This is a genomic window from Nostoc sp. 106C, from assembly GCF_002154725.1.
In the GTDB taxonomy this organism is placed as follows: Bacteria; Cyanobacteriota; Cyanobacteriia; order Cyanobacteriales; family Nostocaceae; genus Aulosira.
On sequence record NZ_MTAW01000119.1, the window covers coordinates 63730 to 82534 of the forward strand.

An 18805-nucleotide genomic window follows, 5' to 3' on the forward strand; every position below is an offset into this window, starting at 1 on the left:
CTTAGAACATCAAATTAAATCTTTTGTAGGATTGTTACGAGAAGCTTATATCACCATATAATTCCAATCCACCAATACAAAAATAGTATTGAGAGCTTGCATTTATACCGACTTGCTGAAACCTAAAATATCTATATGCGGTGCTAGAATTCACGTCCTCATGGTCCCAAGTGTTTTGAATTAAAGCAGCGCCATTTCTATCTTGTAATGTTGTCCACATAGTTTGGTCATTGGAACCTTTTACGAGCCAATGGAACGGGTGATTATCTGACCAATTCCTACCTAGGACTGTGTAATCTTTTAGCTTCAGCCTGGCTGTTTTTAGGTCGATATCAATGTACCCATCGGGTACATTATTCGTAGCTATCTGGTCTGTCGGGTGCCTGTCTACAACTCTTGACTCCATTATCGTTGTGTCAAAACCAGCAAGCTTGGAACTCATTGATATTTCAAGAGCACCGGAGTTGTGCGGATTTATCCATCCCTGAGTTCCTTTACTTGTTCCCAGGTAATAAAAAACGCCGTTTGTATCACCATCTGAAACATAGCTCAAGGTATGCTCTTGTACTGGTACTACATAAAGTTGGGAGATTGAAATATCAGGTTTTACTAGCCAGCTTTCCTTACCGGTAATTTGCTTAATTTGATAGGCAAGGAGATTAATAGCTTTAATGATGTTTGTAGGGTTGGGTAGATTGTTAGGGTCTAAATCATCATTGACTGTATACGGCATTTAACCCCCCAACACATCATTAATAGAATCGATCTTCCCTTCAATCCTGGGTAAATCTACAGTCTTAATTTGGTTGATCAAATCTTCTGTAGTATCACTTTCAGTTCCAATGTACTGCCAAAGTACGAGCGATACTTGTTTAAACCATTTTGGAATAGCAACTTCTACAGAATAATTAGTGGTAAGTTTTGGCAGAATGAGTAAAGTTAAATGGTTGAGATAAAGCTTATATTTTTGGATTGCTGCTGAATCAGGTAATCCGCCAACAGTTAACCCTAGTGCAACTTTTTGAGAAAGTAACCCGCCAAAATTCCAGCTACTTTTGGCATTAGTAGAAGTAATAGAAAGAGCGATTATATGGGATTCAATCAAAATGGGAACAGTGATAGGGGGAATGGGCACAAATAAAGCACTATTTGCACCCACCGCATCAACTGACGTGAAATAAAGCTGTTCCCAATTAGCTGAATTACCCAGATCCAAAACTGGGTTACTCATATTTAGTCAACAATTGCTGTTCTGGTTTCGATAACAGCGCCGACTGGCTTACCGTTGAATTTACCAGCGCCTTTCCAAGTCAGACCAACAATGCCACCGTCAGCAGTTTTGTTTTCAATTGTGGCCGCTTTAGTTCCGGCATATCGTACACGTTTCGTTGCTAGAACTTTTTTGCTGTCAGAATCGATGAGTTCAACTTCTGCTGTTCTTAAAATGCCGTGTAAAAGCAAGTCGCCCACATCTGTGAGAACAACTTGATTAGCATGAGTTGCGGTTACATCAGTAATGCCTGTGGCTGTCTTCCAAGTAGCATCTTCGTAAAGAGATTTAGCACCACGAAAATAAAAAGTGAAAGGCTTTTCAGTTCCATCAGTTGCCAATTGACTACCAGTAACCGCTAGTATTGCGTAAAGTCCTGCCATATATTGTTTCGATTATTCCTGATATTGTTCTTGATATTTATTGGAGATAATTACGACGTTATTTGTTAGATGAAATTACGGTGAGTTCTAACACTTGCAGACTTAACGTAAAGGCTAGCAATCTGTTTACCAATCATGTTTTTGAATGGTTTAGTAGATGGGCACATTACTATTTTTCGCTTTGTAATCTTGCCATTGGCTGTCGTTGCAAGTCCCACACTAATCTTGTGTGCTAGTCCATTTTTTTCTAGTTCAGCAATTGAAGTTTGTCGCAAAGATGCGGGAGGTGTGGCGGGCATGTCTTGAAGACCTACCATATCTTTGATGCCTTCATATATATTGCTATCAAGGTGCAAAGCGTAATTGATAGAGTCTATTACTAGTAAATAAGATTTCAGATTAGCCATATGAGAAGTATGTTTGAGGCTTTTCATCAAAGATAGCCTCGTCATCGACTCTCAAACGAACGGAGCGCTTAAGGCTCCGTAGCAACGTATGCTCAACGAGAGCCGTTAGACAAACCTTTTTGACCACTCTGGCTTGGAATTGGCAGTGCCTTGAGGGTAATAGTCAGCCCGGACCATCTTAACGGTTATTTCTTTTAACGCTTGTCCCTTTCTCTGTCCTATCTTTTGAGTAGCATTTTCCAAATAGGTAGGATTAATTTGAGTCTTAATAGATGTCAGCAATTGTTCGGCATCATCTTTAGAGAATGCGTTGACAAAAACTTTGCTATTGTCTTTTAAAACTAATATTAATTCCCATGAACCTTTTTTGTAATTTGGTAGAGAGGTTTGTTCAGTTTCAATGGTGTTCTGTGGATGTGGAATTGTGATTGGATACCAATCGCTACCTAATGAACCATCACCTTTTAACTCACGAAATAGACAAACTAATTGCGGAATATGCCCCTCTGGCGAAAGTTGATAGCGTTCAGGTAACGACGCTATAGCAATCACATTTGATGAGCGAGAGTTGTCTAATTTACATTGTTCGCCAGCAATTTGAGCAATTTGTTGAAACTTCAATATTTCTTGAACTTCAGTGCCTTGAATCACGGTTATAGGTCGCGCTTCGTAGTTTGGCTCATGGGTATCACTACAACCAACAAATACTGGAACGGTAATTGTAGATAAATTCACTTCTGCGTCCTTGCCATTCTCACCGGCTGATCCTTGTGGTCCCGGTTCACCTTTGGGACCTGGTTCACCTTGGGGTCCTGGTGATCCAAAAATACTGTCGCCCGGTTCACCTTTAGGACCCGGTTCACCTTGGGGTCCTGGTGGTCCAAAAATACTGTCGCCCGGTTCACCTTTTGGTCCTGGTTCGCCTTGGGGTCCTGATGGTCCTGGTTCACCAGGTAGTCCGGGCGGTCCTGCTGGTCCGGGTTCACCTGGAATTCCCTGAGGTCCTGGTTCACCTTGCGGTCCTGGTGACCCGGCTGGTCCTGGTTCACCTGAAATTCCAGGTGGTCCGACTGGTCCTGGTTCACCAGGGATTCCGGGTGGTCCTTGTGGTCCTGGCTCTCCTAATCCTGTTTCACCTGGTAGTCCCGGCGGTCCGACTGGTCCTAGATCACCTTTTGGTCCTGGTTCACCTTGCGGACCTGGTTCACCCTGTGGTCCTGGTAGTCCGGGAGGTCCTGGAATCAGTGGTTTTGCAAGTGCTGCCTCGGCTGTGGCTAGTGCTTCGGCTGCTGTTGCTTCGGCTGTGGTAGCAGTTGTAATTGCTGTAGCTACTTCAGCTTGCAGTGCTGCAATCTCTGTCTGTTCGGCTGCAACTGTACTTTCCAAGATAATGACTTTGCCCTCAGCATCAGTTGCTAGATTAAGAGCTGTTGCGACTTCACCCTGAAGTCCTGCAATCTCTGTTTGTTCAGCTGCGACGGTGCTTTCTAAAATAATCACCTTGCCCTCAGCATCGGTTGCTAAGTTGAGAGCAAGTTGAAGTTTTGGGCGTTCCTCAGCAAAAGCCAATTCTAATGCTTGTTCTCTGGCTGCTAGTGGTTGCAATTCTGCCATAGCTGCATTAGCAGTTGTTTCGGCTGTCGTTGCCAACCCCTCGGCTGTAGTTGCTAAACCCTCAGCTGTCGTTGCTAGTCCTAGTGCTGAAGTTGCAGTTCCTTCGGCTGTGCCTGCTAATGCTAGTGCTGAATCAGCTGTTAAATCTGCTTTTTGCGCTAGGGTCAAGGCTGGTAGTGCAGTCCCTAATGCTGAATTTGCAGTTCCTTCGGCTGTACCTGCCAATGCTAGGGCTGAAGTTGCAGTTCCTTCGGCTGTGCCTGCTAATGCTAGGGCGGAAGTTGCGGTTCCCTCGGCTGTGCCTGCTAATGCTAGGGCGGAAGTTGCGGTTCCCTCGGCTGTGCCTGCTAATGCTAGGGCGGAAGTTGCTTCACCTGTCAGCGATACTATTTGAGTTTCCAACACTACAAATTCAGCTTCTACTGTTGCGACGGCTGCTGATGCGGCTGCTACTTCAACCCCCAAAGCTGCAATTGCTGCCAAAACACCTTCAAGCGCTGCTGCAATTAATGGAGCAGCCGCGACGGCAACGAGTGCTGCAAGTCCAGCGCCAAAAGCAATTAATTTAGCTTTAAGGTCTTGTAGCTCGGTGTTAACGCTACCAATTTCTGATTCATTTTGAGCAATTGCACGATAAATATCAGCAAGTTGTGCCCTTAAAGATGCAACCTGTCCTTTAAGAGAATTAACATCAGCTACTAGCTGACTTAGTAGACTTTCAATATCAGTACAGCTAGCCATTGATTATGAATTTAATTGATTAGTTAAACTTTTAATTTTTGCTTCGTTTATGCAGCAGTAACCGGGATAACTTGGGCAATCAATCTTACAGTATCCATTAGGGCAATCATCATCACATGAAACGCTAAAATCACATTTATCTACATTGATGCTGTAAAGAACATTACCTAGCGAATCTGTGACAATTAATCCGCTTTGTAAATTTGCCGTAAAAGTATTTGATGTGATAGTGATAGCACCACAGTTAAAAGAAACGATTGAACTTATCTGTCTTTCGCTACCGTCAGGACATTTACCCCATAGCTCGTATCTATTACCGTCATACGTGCCACTAGCTTGAGGAATCGCTTTAAAAAATAGCGTTTCATCTCTAAAACTACTAAAAGATTCACCAGTGTTATTAATACAATTTGTACTAGGATTAGCACCGTAATATGTGATAGTCCTTGTACCCGATTGTCCACAAACACCATTAGCACTACAGCTAATATTGAATGGAATTGTTGTTATTTCTATTTCCTGAGTAGTGTTATTTGCCTTAACAGTAATTTTGCCTTTTTTGGCATTTTGACAAAACATAATTAATTATGAAAACTTTAATAAATCAGCAATCAGATAAATTTCATTCACACCAAAACTGACTGCATCGCCTAAGTTTGGTGATTGAATATTTGTACCTGATACCCTGTATTGAATTTGCAGATTTTTACTAGAACCGATTGTGAAACAACCACTTAAAAAATTAATTGAATCAAAGGAAGAATTGAACCCCCATGCACTTAAACCAAGTAGTATTGTTGTGTTGTCGGTAGTGTTCTGTAATCTTAGTTTTGTGGCGTTTCCTAGATAAAAAGCGGCTTTGCAATCCAACCAGTAAGTACCAGCCGGAAGCACAAAAGTATTACTAGAAAGAGTTACTTGGGAGGTTTGGTCTGTTGCGACTGTATTAACAGTCCTTGGTTGCCAAGAGCCGGAAGTAAAACTACCGCCAGCCGTACCACTGGTTCTAGAATCTAGAAGTTGAATGTATTTTAGATTTGTTCCAGTTGGGACAAGACTTAATATTGAACTGATTGGGGCTGATTCATAGGAATTATCAGATGAATCTTGGAGCAGCAATAAATCTGAACCTACCGGAGAACTTTTAAGGGGATAATCCTTAATTTGCATAAGTCGAGTAGCTATCTAGCAAGAAAGTAAACCGACATTTATTGTTAAAAATTGCTGTCTGCCATTGATGTAAACCAGCTACGTCATACAAAACACTGTTGTCATAATCAACGCTCATTTGATTGGGAGAAAGGACAGCGTTTCCAGATGGATCTGTTAAGTAGCCCTCAAAATTTTGAGTAGCTGTTTTGATAATTGCAGCGAAAATTTCTTCGGCTCGATTGTTGGCATTAGGAGTCAAGCCGACTAACCCAGATTTTTGAATCGTCACTGTGGTTGCAGTTTGGCTGGCTCCTGTGCCAAATACTTGAGCCAAAGTGAGATTCATTTAGTAGTCGCCAGGGTTGAATGTTGAACCAGAATCAGTCTTGTCAAAGGTGATAATTTTGGTTTTTCGGCGGTAAGTCACACTTGAACGAGTTGTTAGTGAATCGTTGCTATCGCTGATCGTTACTGATTGGTCTGTATTAGATGCTTGATTTGTGCTGGTTAGTGTTGGTTGGGCAAATGCAACGATGGCAGCAAGGATACTTTCAGCCGTGTTACTGCTTGAGGCAACAAATCCAGTACTAGTTAAATCTGCTTTGGCGATTGTGATAGTAGTAGAGTTTTGTGCGGCGTTCGCGCCAAAAATTTGCGCTAAAGTTGGTTCTGCCATAAAAGCTGATTTTTATTGAAGTGAATAAATCAGTTTTATGAGTGATTCAAAGTTATGTAAATATTCCAGTTTTATGTAGAAGTGGCATATTCACCGATGGCGTGTAACTATTGTCAGCACTAGGATTGAGCAAATATTTACTAATAGTGAATATTAACAAAATTCCGCTTTCACCTGTTCTTAAGGTAAAAGCGGAATACGCGAAATTCAATTCTTATGCCCAAGATTAACAGGAAAGGGAAAGCTGCTGTAATTACAGACAGTGAATATTCAAAAATTCGTCGCCAAATTAAAACTGATAAGTATAAATTACTTTGGGACTTGGCATGGTACACGGGTGAGCGCTGGGGGGCGCTGATTCAGCTGAAGGTGAGTGATGTGTACCAGAAGAATGGCCGTCCCAAGGAGATGCTGATTTTTCGTGGCATCATTCGCAAGCACCGACCAGATGGTAGTGCGGACAATGTAGAAATTCCAGTTCATGAGGTGTTGCGCGAATCGCTCTCTAGGTTTGAACCAGGCGAAAGCGAATGGCTTTTTCCTTCGCGCTGCGGGACTAAACCAATCACCTGGCGAAATGCCTACGATATTCTCCAAAGAGCTACTGAAGGGGCCGGACTCGGTTCAAAGGGAATTTCTACGCACACGCCCCGCCGGAGTCTGGTAAACAGACTTCGTAAAAAAGGCACTAAAACTGAAGTGATTCGCAAAATCACCGGACACCGTGACAACAAAGGACTTGATCCTTATATAGATGTTGAAATTGATGAGGTCAAAGGGGCGATCGCAACTCTTTAAATAAACTTCATCTAAACTGTACTGATTTATACACGAATAACTGTTATTTAAACAGAAAAAACTAGCAACTTTATGAACCAGACACTTGCAGCTGAAGTGATTATCTTCGCACCCAAGGTACTCAACGGACGGATTACAGACTTAGAAACTATTAAGACTGAGCTACAACGGATTTTAGGCATTGCCTACGATGTGGCTGCTGATAGCCTGCAACCCAGTCTCAGAATTGACCCCTAAAAATTTAGGGGTTATCGTGTAGTCGGTAGATGCACCCTGGTGTAAACCGCGATCGCTGCTGTGGATTTTGGCGATCGCTTTTACTGGGTTCATTAACTGCATTAGAGGAAAGATTTACAATATCTCCCGGCGCGTGGGGGATATTTTTTTGCTTAAACAAAGAAAGCATCTAGATTTTACCTAGATGCCAACAAGTGAGTTCTTGAATGGAAATATTTTAAAAACTAAACTGCTGCTGGTTCGGTTGGGATGAGAATACCAGACAGTTGAGTAAGCTTATCGTGCAGTGAGGTGAGTTCGGCTGTATCTGCACTGACAAGAGCATTAGCTGTGGTAAGTTGCGCTTGTAAATCAGTTATTTGCTGGTCTTTTTGGACAAGTTGCTCGTCTTTTGCAGCTAACTGTTGCTTGTAGCTGTTTTCTCGCTCTACGGCAGCCAAGATGAAAGCTACAGCTGCATCGAACAGAGCGTTGATTGCGGTGAAGTCCATTTTTTTTACATCAGGTAGTTGAACTTCACATTTTTAGCATGGGCTTCTAAAAAAGGCGATCGCGTTTTTCATCAGACACTATTGGCATTAGCTAGCAATAAAAAATTTGCGTTTAAGCACTTTGCTAACAAAAAATCAATACTTTGACCGCTGTTGATGGGCCTCAAAAACGGCGATCGCCCAGCTTCTACTTATTGAGAATGCTTGACACTAGGGATGATGTGATCTGAGTTTCTAAAACTGTGCAATTGATTTTGAGTTTAATGTTGCTTTGGATTTGAGCCAAAACTGCAACTTTGTATTTAGGAATGTTCTGATATGGCAGGAGTTCAACTACCGTGCCCCATCTGCTATTACAAATACAAACTTGATCGCCAACTGAATAATAGTGTTCCATTGGGGCATAGGGGGACAAGGGGACAGGGAATATTGATGTCTTATTGCCAATTGGCAATAAACATCATGGTAAATTGCCGTGTAACACGGCATTTGAGGCGATAGCATGGCAAGGACTAGCACGACCTGGGACAGTGGTAGCAGATGGCAGCATGGCGAAACTAAAACTATCCGCGTACCCATTGCCCTAGAAATACCAGTGATGGATTATGCTAGAGCGATTGACTCACATAATGGAGGCGATATCTCCCAGCGCGCGGGGGATATTTTTTTGATTTTGCAAGTAATCGAAAAGTACATTGATTACAAGCGTACCAACTACCACCCGAATCAAAATTCCAGAGAACTGGACATTAATACTCGTGCCTGGGATGAGTTGCGGAAGTTTAAGAAGCTGCTACAAGAGAATCCAGAAGCGCTAGGACTTACGCCAGGAGCAAATTAGATTTTCAATCTCTGTGGGCGATTCCCCATCAGCGATCGCACTTTCAACCTCAGATTTTCGATTTTTGGCGATCGCACTCTCAACCGAGCCAATGTAGCGGCGGTGAATTTTTCGCCCGAGCATCCAGGCATAACGGTAATACCAATACTTGTTACCTTCACGCTGTACCCAGTACTTCTCTACCCAATGGGTTTGCTTATCGTGTTGGTGAGCAGATTTTTTAGTATTAGTGGTAACTTGCTCACCAACAAGAGAATTTACGGTATTGGGTTTAGTATCACTCTCTACTTGCTCACCAACACGTAATCGCCACTCGTACCAGGCTTGCTCATACTCAGCGAGATTTTGGTAATCGTCCGGATCGGGCGGTTCGTTGCTGTCATCGTAGAAAATTGTCAGCTGATCGCCGTCTGCCTTGTGTGGCACTTCCCCGAAATCAGCAGGATTCCACCGATCGTCAGAAAAACACTCCTGAGATGATGGGCACTCAGGAGCAGAGGAATTATCTACCTTTTTACTGGCTAATTGATGGTCAAATGTATCATGTTTATCCCAAGCACGGTCATATACAGGGGCAGCCGCAACAGGAGCGATCGCGTCCAAATTAAACAAAGTTAGCTGCTCAGGACTCATGACTCACCCCCACGGCGGTGAAACGGGACTATGGAGTGAGTAACTGTCTCGGACAATTCTTTGAGTGCAGCTGACCAAGCCAGGGTAAAAGCTACTGGCATCTGTTGAAAGTCAACTTCATCAATGAATCTTCTGCGAATCCAGTTTTTGAAAATTTCCACCTGTTGGTGGTCGAACAAGTAGTGTGAATCATTCATAATGTGAATCTCCTTTGAATAGTGCGCCGCTTTTCGCGGCTATTTTTTTCTCATTGGGTTTTAGGAATAATCTCTAGGGATGTTCTGTGGTAATAAATTGCCCAAGATATTGAAAAAGTCTTCAACTTTATCCGGCCAAGTGAAGTACCAACATTCGCGTAAGCACTTAATTAACCAACCTTGAGGATTAGAAATAATTGGTTTGCCATTGCCGCGCTTTTCAAATCCACCAGCTTTAATGAAGTGTTTTATAGCTAGTTCAACTTCTTCAATCTGATAAGAGAATAGTTCTTGAGTGCCTGTCGTATGGGGATGGTAATAAATCCCATAGTCAGCACAAATTTTTAATATGTCGTAGCGTCTTTCTAATTCTTGGTATTGTTCACTTGACCATTGCTCTAAAGAAGCCTTGATTTCAGCAATGGAAAGGTTAACAGGTATTTTCGTAATAGGTGGTTGATAACCGTATTGTTCGCAGAGTTTAACTACCTCAAGTATCTTCCCTAACTCTTCACGTTCGCTCTCAGATATCTTAGGAATATAAGTGTTGTTGTTGTTAACCCCGTCCCTTACTGATTGGTCGTTTGAGGTGGTTAAATCGCAAGACGAGTTGCAGTTTTGCAAGTGATTTTGCGAATTTTTTTTACGTGGTTTTAACCAGTCAAAGGGTCTTAAAACTATTCTGTAAGCTGTACTACTGAACTCTTTGATTACTTGGATTATTCTATGGTTTATCAGCCATTTGAAGCGCTTCTTGAGCCACCACCGAGCAAATTTAGTACCACGGTGTTTAGTTACAAATTGCTCAAACTCTTCTAAATCAATTTCTATTTGTGTACCGATTTTTCCTTGTAATGCTATCCATTCCCACAGTGCTTGAGTCAATGGAATTGTGTTCTGTTCTAGGAAAAATGCGAGTTCTTTTTCTGTCCTGGGTGACAGAGTTTTTGATGCTTTTAATGTCATAATGAGAGTAGAGATTTTGATGGTTTGCCTCTTAGTAGCTGGTAACTCTAGGAGGCATTTTAATTTTTTATGTATTAAAAATCAGGTTGTTAGCTGTTACTAAGAGCCATACTCATAGCCATACTTTTCCTCAAAATAATCTGCACATTCTCGCCAACACCAACCCCCGAATTCAATCTGTGAGGGTTTTAACATCATTTCTAAAAGCAGTTCTCTGTCAACAATTTGTGGCTCATTAAGTCCAAGGTCTGGGGCGTATACCCAGATTAAGTAGTTTGCTTGGGTGTATTTCTTTGGATCGAGGAAATCGGGGGAATTAGTCATTGGTCATTGGTCATTAGTCAACGGCGATCGCACTTTGAGGTGAGGGGCGATGCACCCATTAAAAACCGCCCTCACCCATGCGGGCAGGACGGTTTTACTTGACTTGTATTACGTCATCTCCAGTCTTTTCGCGAGCCACCAGGTGATAAATGTCGCTTTTTATCTGGTTTGACTCTTCCTTAAATTCATTTTCAGCTTCTTCACTTTCTCCCAGCCGCGCCCTTAGCCGAGCTTGGTGAGAATGCACGTATTCTAAATGCCGCTTTTCCAGGGCTTCCAGGCGCTCTAGGATTTTCCCAGCAGTTGTGTCTCTGACTGTGGCAAGCTTCCAATCGGTATTTCCCCTGTTGCTATCTTCTCCACTAGCGCTGATCTTGTTAGTCCCATCGCTTTGGCTCTTTTCTGCAACTCCTCCCATGCGCTTTGACTCAGCTTGAGTCCCACTGTGGTTACGTCTTCTGCCGATTTCTTTGGTCTTGCCATTTACGCTATCCATGCATTTCCTCCATTTTACATGAGCAGAATAATTAAGCATGAGCAAAATGCTTGACAAGAGTTCTGCTCATGCTTAATATACATTATGTATTCTGCATTAGCAAAATACTTTTTTTAACTCCCCCACGCCTAGACCTTGCGTGTGTTCCGGAGCAACTCACCCGCGCCACTGCCAAAGTGCCCCGGCGCGGAAACACCCTAAGTCAAAAGTCCAGAGTCAATGGTCAATAGTTATTGGTCATTAGCGCGGAGTTAACTGCGTAATCATCGGAGCTAACTTCGTAATCATCAGAGTTAACTGTGCAATGTTCGCAGTTAACTATGTAATGTTCGCAGTCAAATAGCGCTTTCGCTTCACCCGGCGCTGCACAGTCATGCTGTCTCGTTGGAGGTATAAATTTAGACGCTAATCTTTATCTCTCAGTTTGCGATTCAAAATCAAACCATGATTCGCCAGTGGTTACTACTGGCGCTTTCCTCCACCTGGGGGAGCTTGTAATCTACAGACGCAATTGAGAAACACCAGCGCTGGCTGGTAAAGCTTGCGCTGGCCTTTTTTGAAAAATTGGAAATTAAATTATGACTTACCGCGCCGACCTCAAGCCGTGGGGTGTTTTTCGCTGTGAATCCACAGTTCAGAATGTCTGCGTTAATCGTTTTCGCGCTCGTTCTGACGCCGAAGCCTACATGAGCATTTTACGCGGGCTAAATCCTGGTGTCAGGTTTGAGGTGGTTTTCGATAAACCAGTTGAGGTTTCACAAGGATAACTCACTCAAAAGCGATCGCGCTTTTTTTGGGAGTGCGATCGCTTTTGATTCAAACACGTCAAACGTGTACAAGGTAAATTATGCAGCTTAAAAGTATCAGTTACAAACGAGTTTTAAACCTAGGGAATTACGAAAATAAGCACCTGGAGTTGTTTGCAGAAGTAGCGCTAGGTGAAGATGAAAATGCTGCCATTTTGGAACTGATGGAATTGGTAGAGCGTAACATCCGTTCCCAGATTGGTAAGCAATTCCAGAAAGAGATTTTGGATTTAGAAGCCCAAAGAAACAAGTTATCTGACGAGGTTTATTACCTCAAGCAAGAGCTAATCAAGCTTGGAAAAATCAAGGATGAACCAGCAAAGGAGGATAACCCCGATATCCCTTTTGAGACTGGGGGTACTGCAAGTAGCGACCCCGGCAATTTTTAACTAATTTTTTTGCGATCGCGGTTTTTGGGAGAAGAGCGCGATCGCAAAAGCTCAACCCAACTTAGCTATTGGATTCAAGCCTGAACCATGCACACCATAATATCAGTTCCCACCGTGTTCACTTGCAAAACCCCCGGTTCCGGATGGATAAATTTGGCCCAAATTCGCCAACTGCAATTTTCACCAGCCGGTGAGACTTTCAATGACGATTTAGTAGTCATCACCTGGGTTAACGGCGATAGTCAACCCTTTCAAGGTGAAGATGCTACAGCCATTCTCCAAGCTTGGCAGGATGCCCAAGACCGTTGTAATTGCACACCAGAGAAATTATGACTAAACATGATACCTGGGTGAAATTAAAACCCGGCAATCCTTATGAGCCAATTCTGGATTTATTCCCAGATGGCATGATTCCCATGCGCGATCCGTTCCCGCTTGAGCTATCAGCCGATGCAAAAGTAGCTTTGATGATCATTGATTTAGAACGCCTCAGCAGTGTTCAAGCAATTGCACTCGCTCAAATTATCGCTCGCCATCGCGGCGCAACCCCAACTGAAGTTGCAGCCGAGGCAGCTTCCAAAGGTGGCTTTGCGATGAATTACCACTGGGTAGAATCAATGGCTTGTGGCCCCGAAGGTTTCCAGCGAGGTAAGGAAATGGCTGATTTCTTAGAAAGAAGAACTCAACCACTATCAACCGAAGCTTGGCAAGAATTTTACGACGACCAACACCAACGGTGGATCTCAGGTAACGAGGAACCACAACCAATTAATTCAGTTGAAGATATCGACCCCCGCCTGCGAATGGACGGTCAGGAAGAAGCATTGGAACAAAACCGAATTAATCAAATGCTTAGTGGTTACTCACTTTTTGATATGTTAACTGGTCGGGCAATGGTGGATATTCTCAATGCAACTGACCCTGATAACAATTATTCACTTGTGGGTTGGGATGAAGTAGATGAGGATGATGACATTTATGAATAGTGAAAATTCAGAAATTGAAAATATTCCCCAACCAGATCCAGCATGGGATTACTACATTCTTTGGCATTCATTACATCATATTAAAGCCAAAATTAATGCTGCTTTAAAGCTCATAGCAAACAACGAGGATGCAGACTCTGAAATAGACGAGCAGATAAGAATTTTGCTTAATCCAACTTCTGAAAAGCTAACAGAAATTGTTGAGCAATTAGCTTATGACGATGACTAACCGCCTGATGATGGCTACCTGACACAGTAGCCGAAACGGTGGGCAATACGTCCCACCGTCGCGGATTGTGTCCACAGCAATCCGCCCCACTGTTTTAGGAAGTGGGGCGTTAAAACTGAATCGCACGCCTATTTTTTGGGGTGTTGTGATCTTCAAGCGCACCAATCCTAAGGCTACCGGGTTAAACCCAGCGTTAAGAGTGAATCGCGCCCTTCTATTGATGGGGTGTTAGGGGATTCAAGCGTCAAAACTGGGCTTTTAAATTTTCGTGGTGGCACACGAATAGCAAACCCCAATTATCAGCAGAACCATGACAATTAAATCGATTACATCTTTGGGAGTTGATGTTAGTAAATCAAGCATTACTTGTCATATTTTAACATCATATCCAGTCGGAGGATTAAAGAACTATTGGCAAAAAACCAGGACTAAAGCTAATAATTTATTTCCCAGCTTCTACTCCAATCCTAAGCCTAAAAGCAATCAAAAATCAGCTTTTGACTTTGCTGATTATGTGCGAGAAAACAAGCCTGATGTCTCTATTTTGGAACCTACAGGTAATCATTACTCTAGGCTGTGGGCAAGCATTCTCGAAAGCTTAGGAATAAAAATCCTTTGGGTTGGTCACATTGAACTACGTCGCTATCGCGGTGGTAAAAACCTCCCAAACAAATCCGATGCTGCTGATGCTTTAGCTATGGCGTCCTATGCTTTGGATCAAGAAAACTATTTAGAAACTGGCGAACTTAACCCGCGATCGTTTCTTATGCACCGACCACAGTCAATTGACCAACTGCGGGAACTGGTACAGCAACTAGAACACCTTAACCGTGTGCAGAATCCAATTGTCAACTACACCCGTCAAGCACTAGCTTGGCAATTCCCAGAAAAGGCACACAGTAAGACCGAAAGCACCAAGCTGGGCAATGTCCCACCGTTATGGGGTTGGTTAGCGCAGCGCGAATTGGAGGTACATCCCCAAAGTTACAAATCGCTTACCAAACAATACCAGCAATCCATAGCGGTACAACTTGGACTGCAAATAGATCCACTTGTGCGACTTCATGCTGATTGGTTGTGTGACATCGATGTTGAGGAGCAGCGGCTAGAAGCCAAACTCAAACCCCTAGTCAACGATGAGCAATTCAAAATTTACAACCAAATTTTTGATCAGTTCAATTTTGGGTTGAGAATTCGCGCCCGCCTGCTGAGTCGAATTTACCCATTTGAAGCGTTCCTTACCAACGGCAAGCCGTTGATTGAGCGGGAAGTGCGGGAAGTTAAGAAAAAACAGGTAAGCCGTGAAGATGGGAAATCTGTAGTTAAGTTTCTTCCTGGCGACGTGAAGCGGGTTAAACGCAATCGCTCCAGGGATGCTTTCAAGCTCAGGCTAGGTATGGGAACCGTTTTAGAGCAGTCGGGAGACAAGCTAGTTGAAAAAGGTAGTGGATCATCCCTATGCCGAATGAACTTTTGGCAGTACGTGATCACCAAAATTGAAATTGACGGACGCTTACCTGACAGTCCTATCGGTCAGGAAATAGGTGATTACAAGAACACGCTTAAAAGCACTGTTGATGCGTCTGGTAAGCAGTTACTTAACGGTAAGCATTTGCAAAATAAGCTGATGGCCAAAGTTGCCAATATTTTGTTTCGGGAGTTGTCCAGAGCGATCGCAAAATGAGTGAACAACAAGATTATCCAGTTTATGCCCGTCTGTCATCTCAAAAATTAAGTCAAATGAATACGGAGATGCAGTTTGGCTATGACCCAACGGACGATTTAGATAATGAGTGGTTAAGCGATAAACGCATTAATGAACCACAATACTGTCCAAGATGTCAGCAGTATTCTGTTTTCTGGGGAAGTTTTGACGAGGTTTGGTACTGTCAAAACTGTGATGATTTTTAAAACCTGATGCTAAACCCCTACAGTAATGTAGGGGTTGTTAATATCCCAGTAACTTACTAGAGTGAAGATCATACTGCTTAATAAGTTTTAATAATTCTGTTATGACTCCGGATTCACCTGTTAATTCTCCAGCAAAGCCTGAATCTACTATGGGGGCGCGTGTGAGAAATTTCTTAATTGCGATAGTCGCGATCGCCCTCAGCGTCGCCCTGGTTTTAGGGCTGCGAACTGAGACAACTTCGGCTTCCCTGACTAAGTTAGATGAAGCCTCAATACCCTTAGAAGTCGCTATCAGCAACGGTAAGCCCTCGCTGGTGGAGTTTTACGCTGATTGGTGTACTGTCTGCCAAAAAATGGCACCAGATATGGCTGAGTTAGAACAGCAATATGCTGACAAGCTAAATTTTGTCATGCTGAATGTGGATAACACCAAGTGGCTGCCGGAAATGTTGAAATATCGGGTTGATGGAATTCCCCATTTTGTATTCTTGGGTAAAAACGGGGAAACTATAGCGCAGGCGATCGGCGATCAACCACGCGCTGTCATGGCTAGCAACTTAGAAGCTTTAGTAACTGATTCCTCTTTACCTTACGCCCAAGCTAGCGGACAAGTTTCCAAATTCTCAGCACCAGTTGCACCAACAACTAGCCAAGATGATCCACGCAGTCATGGTAGCCAGGTGGTAAATTAGCAACGTAATTACTTATAGAAGTTTTGACTTCGATAAACCACAGAAAGCAGGAAATAGGTAAGCATTACCTTAAAAATTTGTACTTTACTCAATTAGAAATCACTATATTTTTACCCTCTTAGGTAGGCAATAAATATGAAAAAATTACCACCTAACTAAGAGGAATTTTTATTGTTACTTTAATTACTAATTAGTTTTTATACCTATATAAATATCCATACATGAACTTGTTAATAATCAAACGTCAGCCTTGGATGAGTTTTTTTTAATATATGTAGATATAAGAACTCAGAGTAAAAACATCAAGCTCTAAAAAATTAAGTTATTTTAGCGCATTTTAGGTGGGAAAATATCTGAAATACAAAAAATTACTCTACGGATTGTAAGAATCCTACTTTGGTATTAGATAATTTTTTTGTTGGCAAGCCATAACTTTATAAAATTTTCAGTTTGTTCTCATAAATACAATAGATTTCTCTTCAGCAAAGTATATTCAAAATAGACTGGCTTAAATCCTGGCTTTTCTAAACTTAGAAGCTAAAAATTTAACTGAAAGTTTGAGATTTCGTTAAATCTTTTGTGGCAATTTACTAGAGTCTTATGCGTACAAACTGAACATTTATTATCCAAGTGTTTGTCTTACTAGAACAATTTAAGCCTTAAGTACAACATCAAACAAGTATATATAAAAGTAACGACCAAAAACATTTCTTGTTTGTTCCAAGATTATTGTTAATAGCCACTATGGTAATAGAGCAATACTAGAAATGTATGAAAGCTTCATCAAGTAAAACTCACATATTTTCTATTATGAACACAACACATCAACGAAACCCCAAAAAAACTGCTCTTATTACTGGAGCAGCTAATGGGATTGGCTACGAACTAGCATATATTTTTGCCTTTAATGGCTACAATCTGGTATTAGTAGACAGAATGGCGCACAAATTAGCTGAAGTTGCTAATAAATTCCGAGACGAATTTGGTATTTCTGTTAAACCTATTGTCAAAGATTTATCTATAAAAACCTCACCTGAAGAGATTTTTACTGAGTTACAACAAGAATTTATCAAAGTTGATGTGCTAGTGAATAATGCTGGATTTGGTATTTATGGATTATTTAATGAAACAAACTTGAATACTGAATTAGAAATGCTACAGGTAAATTTAGTATGTCTTACCCATTTAACTAAGTTATTCCTGAAAGATATGGTAAAGCAAGGTGAAGGAAAAATATTAAATCTTTCCTCTGCTGCTGCTTTTCAACCAGGCCCTTTAATGGCAGTTTATTTCGCTACTAAAGCCTATATATTATCATTTTCACAAGCACTGGCGAGCGAATTAGAAGGTACAGGTGTTACTGTAACAGCCCTTTGTCCAGGCCCAACAGAATCAGCCTTTCATGAAAGAACAGGGATTGCGGGTGCTAAACAGGTAGAAAATAATAACATGATGGAAGCAGCAACAGTAGCTAAAATCGGTTATCGCGCTTTAATGGAAGGTAAAACTGTTGCTATTCCTGGGTTAAAAAATAAATTACTTGCTGAAATTGTTAGATTTACACCGAGAAATCTAGTAACGAAAATTGTGAAAAATATGCAAGAAATTAAATAGTATAAACTAGCTACGAGCGATCGCCCCTGACTTGGCTTTGTTGTCACAGCTTTACAAGAGCGATCGCAGATTGTTTTGTTCCTTTTCTCTGGCTTTGCTAAGACAAAGATTAGTTTAACTCCAGTACCCCTTATGGCATAGGATGGAAAAGCAGATCTGGAAAAATAAAGTTAAACACTGCCCAAGTAGAAAAAGCAATTGATATCGACAGAACCGCAAGCACAGGTGCGAGGGAAAGGTATTTCAGGAAATAGCCTTGTTGGTCATTTGCTTTTTGCATAGAGTAACCTCTCAAACAAGTTCGGTAATTAAATTTGAATAGTGCAGGTTAAGTAAAAAACCTTCATCTGTGATAAGTAACCACGCAAAATTAATTACAGTCATTGCGAGCGAAGCGTAAAGCCTTCTCCTAGCGGGCATAGCTTCGCTTAGCGCCGAAGGCGTTCCCCCAGGGTAGCAATCATGGGGGTTGGGATTGCTACCCTGCGGGAAGCCGCTGCGCGTCTACATTTCGCTTTGCTACATAAAGCCCTTCGGGCATGGCTTCGCTTAGCGCAATGACATTGGGTAATTAATTATGTTTAACTACTTATGTATGTCCCTGAAAAATAGCTCTGGTTGTTCCTTAGAAGCAAAATTTTCAGAATCAGAAATTTAAGTTAACTGCACAACAAATAGATTAATAGTTAATTATTTACTAAACTTCTAACTAAAGTGCTGTTTTATATTAAGTTGCTTTGTAATTAAATATATTATAAATATATCTTATGAATCATTCTCATACCCCAAGAGGCTGAGGAGAAATTAATAATAATGTATAAATCAGGAAATTAGAAATTTTTAGACATTCTACGAGATTTAATGCTTGACGTGACTAGATAAATATACATAACCATAACTATATTTTGCTTGGGGAAAGTAAAAAATCCTTTCCCTGAGAAAACTATATATA

General features: G+C 41.8%; 29 protein-coding genes. 12 read left to right on the plus strand and 17 right to left on the minus strand.

Features of this window, described 5'->3' with window-relative positions; all coding sequences use genetic code 11:
• Positions 1–34 precede the first annotated feature (34 nt).
• From BV375_RS16590 to BV375_RS16630, 9 genes are all read right to left on the minus strand, one after another.
• Positions 35–733 carry a hypothetical protein gene (locus BV375_RS16590; RefSeq protein ID WP_086762333.1) on the minus strand — a complete coding sequence of 233 codons (699 nt, stop codon included), beginning with the start codon at positions 731–733 and terminating at the stop codon, positions 35–37.
• On the minus strand, positions 734–1231 hold the full coding sequence (locus tag BV375_RS16595; protein WP_086762335.1) for a hypothetical protein: 498 nt from the start codon (positions 1229–1231) through the stop codon (positions 734–736).
• 2 nt (positions 1232–1233) lie between these two features.
• The gene (locus tag BV375_RS16600; RefSeq protein WP_086762337.1) at positions 1234–1653 is read right to left on the minus strand and encodes a hypothetical protein; all 420 of its coding nucleotides are present in this window, start codon (positions 1651–1653) and stop codon (positions 1234–1236) included.
• A 65-nt stretch (positions 1654–1718) separates the two neighbouring features.
• Positions 1719–2060: a hypothetical protein gene (locus BV375_RS16605; RefSeq protein WP_086833608.1), complete on the minus strand. Its 342-nt coding sequence runs from the start codon at positions 2058–2060 to the stop codon at positions 1719–1721.
• Positions 2061–2165: 105 nt separating this feature from the next.
• Positions 2166–4415: a hypothetical protein gene (locus BV375_RS16610; protein WP_086762341.1), complete on the minus strand. Its 2250-nt coding sequence runs from the start codon at positions 4413–4415 to the stop codon at positions 2166–2168.
• Between the two features lie 3 nt (positions 4416–4418).
• Positions 4419–4994 (minus strand): hypothetical protein, encoded by a 576-nt coding sequence (locus BV375_RS16615; RefSeq protein ID WP_086762343.1) that lies wholly within the window; start codon positions 4992–4994, stop codon positions 4419–4421.
• Between the two features lie 6 nt (positions 4995–5000).
• Complete coding sequence (locus BV375_RS16620; protein WP_086762345.1) at positions 5001–5585, minus strand: hypothetical protein; 585 nt, start codon at positions 5583–5585, stop codon at positions 5001–5003.
• Positions 5575–5913, minus strand: coding sequence for a hypothetical protein (locus BV375_RS16625; RefSeq protein WP_086762347.1), 339 nt, complete (start codon positions 5911–5913; stop codon positions 5575–5577). Before BV375_RS16625 ends, BV375_RS16620 begins: the two co-directional genes overlap by 11 nt.
• Entirely contained in the window at positions 5914–6243 is a 330-nt protein-coding gene (locus tag BV375_RS16630; protein WP_086762349.1) for a hypothetical protein, read from the minus strand.
• Between the two features lie 216 nt (positions 6244–6459).
• Between BV375_RS16630 and BV375_RS16635 the strand changes: the two genes are divergently transcribed.
• On the plus strand, positions 6460–7041 hold the full coding sequence (locus BV375_RS16635) for a tyrosine-type recombinase/integrase (RefSeq protein ID WP_086762351.1): 582 nt from the start codon (positions 6460–6462) through the stop codon (positions 7039–7041).
• Positions 7042–7113: 72 nt separating this feature from the next.
• Positions 7114–7278, plus strand: a complete 165-nt coding sequence (locus tag BV375_RS36910) for a hypothetical protein (protein WP_166507460.1) — start codon at positions 7114–7116, stop codon at positions 7276–7278.
• A gap of 4 nt (positions 7279–7282) precedes the next feature.
• Here BV375_RS36910 and BV375_RS36915 read toward each other — a convergent pair whose 3' ends face one another.
• Both BV375_RS36915 and BV375_RS16640 read right to left on the minus strand, forming a co-directional pair.
• Positions 7283–7447 carry a hypothetical protein gene (locus BV375_RS36915; RefSeq protein WP_166507461.1) on the minus strand — a complete coding sequence of 55 codons (165 nt, stop codon included), beginning with the start codon at positions 7445–7447 and terminating at the stop codon, positions 7283–7285.
• Between the two features lie 55 nt (positions 7448–7502).
• Positions 7503–7769 carry a hypothetical protein gene (locus BV375_RS16640; RefSeq protein WP_086762353.1) on the minus strand — a complete coding sequence of 89 codons (267 nt, stop codon included), beginning with the start codon at positions 7767–7769 and terminating at the stop codon, positions 7503–7505.
• Between the two features lie 502 nt (positions 7770–8271).
• Here BV375_RS16640 and BV375_RS16650 point away from each other — a divergent pair.
• A complete protein-coding gene (locus BV375_RS16650) occupies positions 8272–8610 on the plus strand; it encodes a hypothetical protein (protein WP_086762357.1) in 339 nt (112 codons plus the stop codon).
• On the opposite strand, the gene BV375_RS16655 is transcribed toward BV375_RS16650, so the two are convergent.
• From BV375_RS16655 to BV375_RS16675, 5 genes are all read right to left on the minus strand, one after another.
• Complete coding sequence (locus BV375_RS16655) at positions 8584–9243, minus strand: hypothetical protein (RefSeq protein ID WP_086762359.1); 660 nt, start codon at positions 9241–9243, stop codon at positions 8584–8586. The genes BV375_RS16650 and BV375_RS16655 overlap by 27 nt on opposite strands.
• Entirely contained in the window at positions 9240–9440 is a 201-nt protein-coding gene (locus tag BV375_RS16660; protein WP_086762361.1) for a hypothetical protein, read from the minus strand. The genes BV375_RS16655 and BV375_RS16660 overlap by 4 nt, the downstream gene beginning before the upstream one ends.
• 60 nt (positions 9441–9500) lie before the next feature.
• Positions 9501–10406, minus strand: a complete 906-nt coding sequence (locus tag BV375_RS16665) for a hypothetical protein (RefSeq protein ID WP_086762363.1) — start codon at positions 10404–10406, stop codon at positions 9501–9503.
• A 99-nt stretch (positions 10407–10505) separates the two neighbouring features.
• Positions 10506–10730: a hypothetical protein gene (locus BV375_RS16670; RefSeq protein WP_086762365.1), complete on the minus strand. Its 225-nt coding sequence runs from the start codon at positions 10728–10730 to the stop codon at positions 10506–10508.
• Positions 10731–10824: 94 nt separating this feature from the next.
• Positions 10825–11226, minus strand: coding sequence for a hypothetical protein (locus BV375_RS16675; protein WP_143842102.1), 402 nt, complete (start codon positions 11224–11226; stop codon positions 10825–10827).
• 578 nt (positions 11227–11804) lie between these two features.
• Here BV375_RS16675 and BV375_RS16680 point away from each other — a divergent pair.
• The 9 genes from BV375_RS16680 to BV375_RS16720 all read left to right on the plus strand — a co-directional run bounded on the left by BV375_RS16680 (position 11805) and on the right by BV375_RS16720 (position 17853).
• Complete coding sequence (locus BV375_RS16680) at positions 11805–11993, plus strand: hypothetical protein (protein WP_086762368.1); 189 nt, start codon at positions 11805–11807, stop codon at positions 11991–11993.
• Positions 11994–12073: 80 nt separating this feature from the next.
• Entirely contained in the window at positions 12074–12421 is a 348-nt protein-coding gene (locus BV375_RS16685) for a hypothetical protein (RefSeq protein ID WP_086762370.1), read from the plus strand.
• Positions 12422–12508: 87 nt separating this feature from the next.
• The gene (locus BV375_RS16690) at positions 12509–12754 is read left to right on the plus strand and encodes a hypothetical protein (protein ID WP_086762371.1); all 246 of its coding nucleotides are present in this window, start codon (positions 12509–12511) and stop codon (positions 12752–12754) included.
• Complete coding sequence (locus BV375_RS16695) at positions 12751–13407, plus strand: hypothetical protein (RefSeq protein WP_086762373.1); 657 nt, start codon at positions 12751–12753, stop codon at positions 13405–13407. The genes BV375_RS16690 and BV375_RS16695 overlap by 4 nt, the downstream gene beginning before the upstream one ends.
• Positions 13400–13636, plus strand: a complete 237-nt coding sequence (locus tag BV375_RS16700; RefSeq protein WP_086762375.1) for a hypothetical protein — start codon at positions 13400–13402, stop codon at positions 13634–13636. Before BV375_RS16695 ends, BV375_RS16700 begins: the two co-directional genes overlap by 8 nt.
• Before the next feature lie 310 nt (positions 13637–13946).
• Positions 13947–15320 carry a transposase gene (locus BV375_RS16705; RefSeq protein WP_086762377.1) on the plus strand — a complete coding sequence of 458 codons (1374 nt, stop codon included), beginning with the start codon at positions 13947–13949 and terminating at the stop codon, positions 15318–15320.
• Positions 15317–15547, plus strand: coding sequence for a hypothetical protein (locus BV375_RS16710; protein WP_086762379.1), 231 nt, complete (start codon positions 15317–15319; stop codon positions 15545–15547). Before BV375_RS16705 ends, BV375_RS16710 begins: the two co-directional genes overlap by 4 nt.
• A 101-nt stretch (positions 15548–15648) precedes the next feature.
• Positions 15649–16239: a thioredoxin family protein gene (locus BV375_RS16715; protein WP_086762381.1), complete on the plus strand. Its 591-nt coding sequence runs from the start codon at positions 15649–15651 to the stop codon at positions 16237–16239.
• Between the two features lie 810 nt (positions 16240–17049).
• A complete protein-coding gene (locus tag BV375_RS16720; protein ID WP_086762383.1) occupies positions 17050–17853 on the plus strand; it encodes an SDR family oxidoreductase in 804 nt (267 codons plus the stop codon).
• Positions 17854–17983: 130 nt separating this feature from the next.
• Here BV375_RS16720 and BV375_RS16725 read toward each other — a convergent pair whose 3' ends face one another.
• Complete coding sequence (locus BV375_RS16725) at positions 17984–18133, minus strand: PsaJ protein (RefSeq protein WP_086762385.1); 150 nt, start codon at positions 18131–18133, stop codon at positions 17984–17986.
• Positions 18134–18805 lie beyond the last annotated feature (672 nt).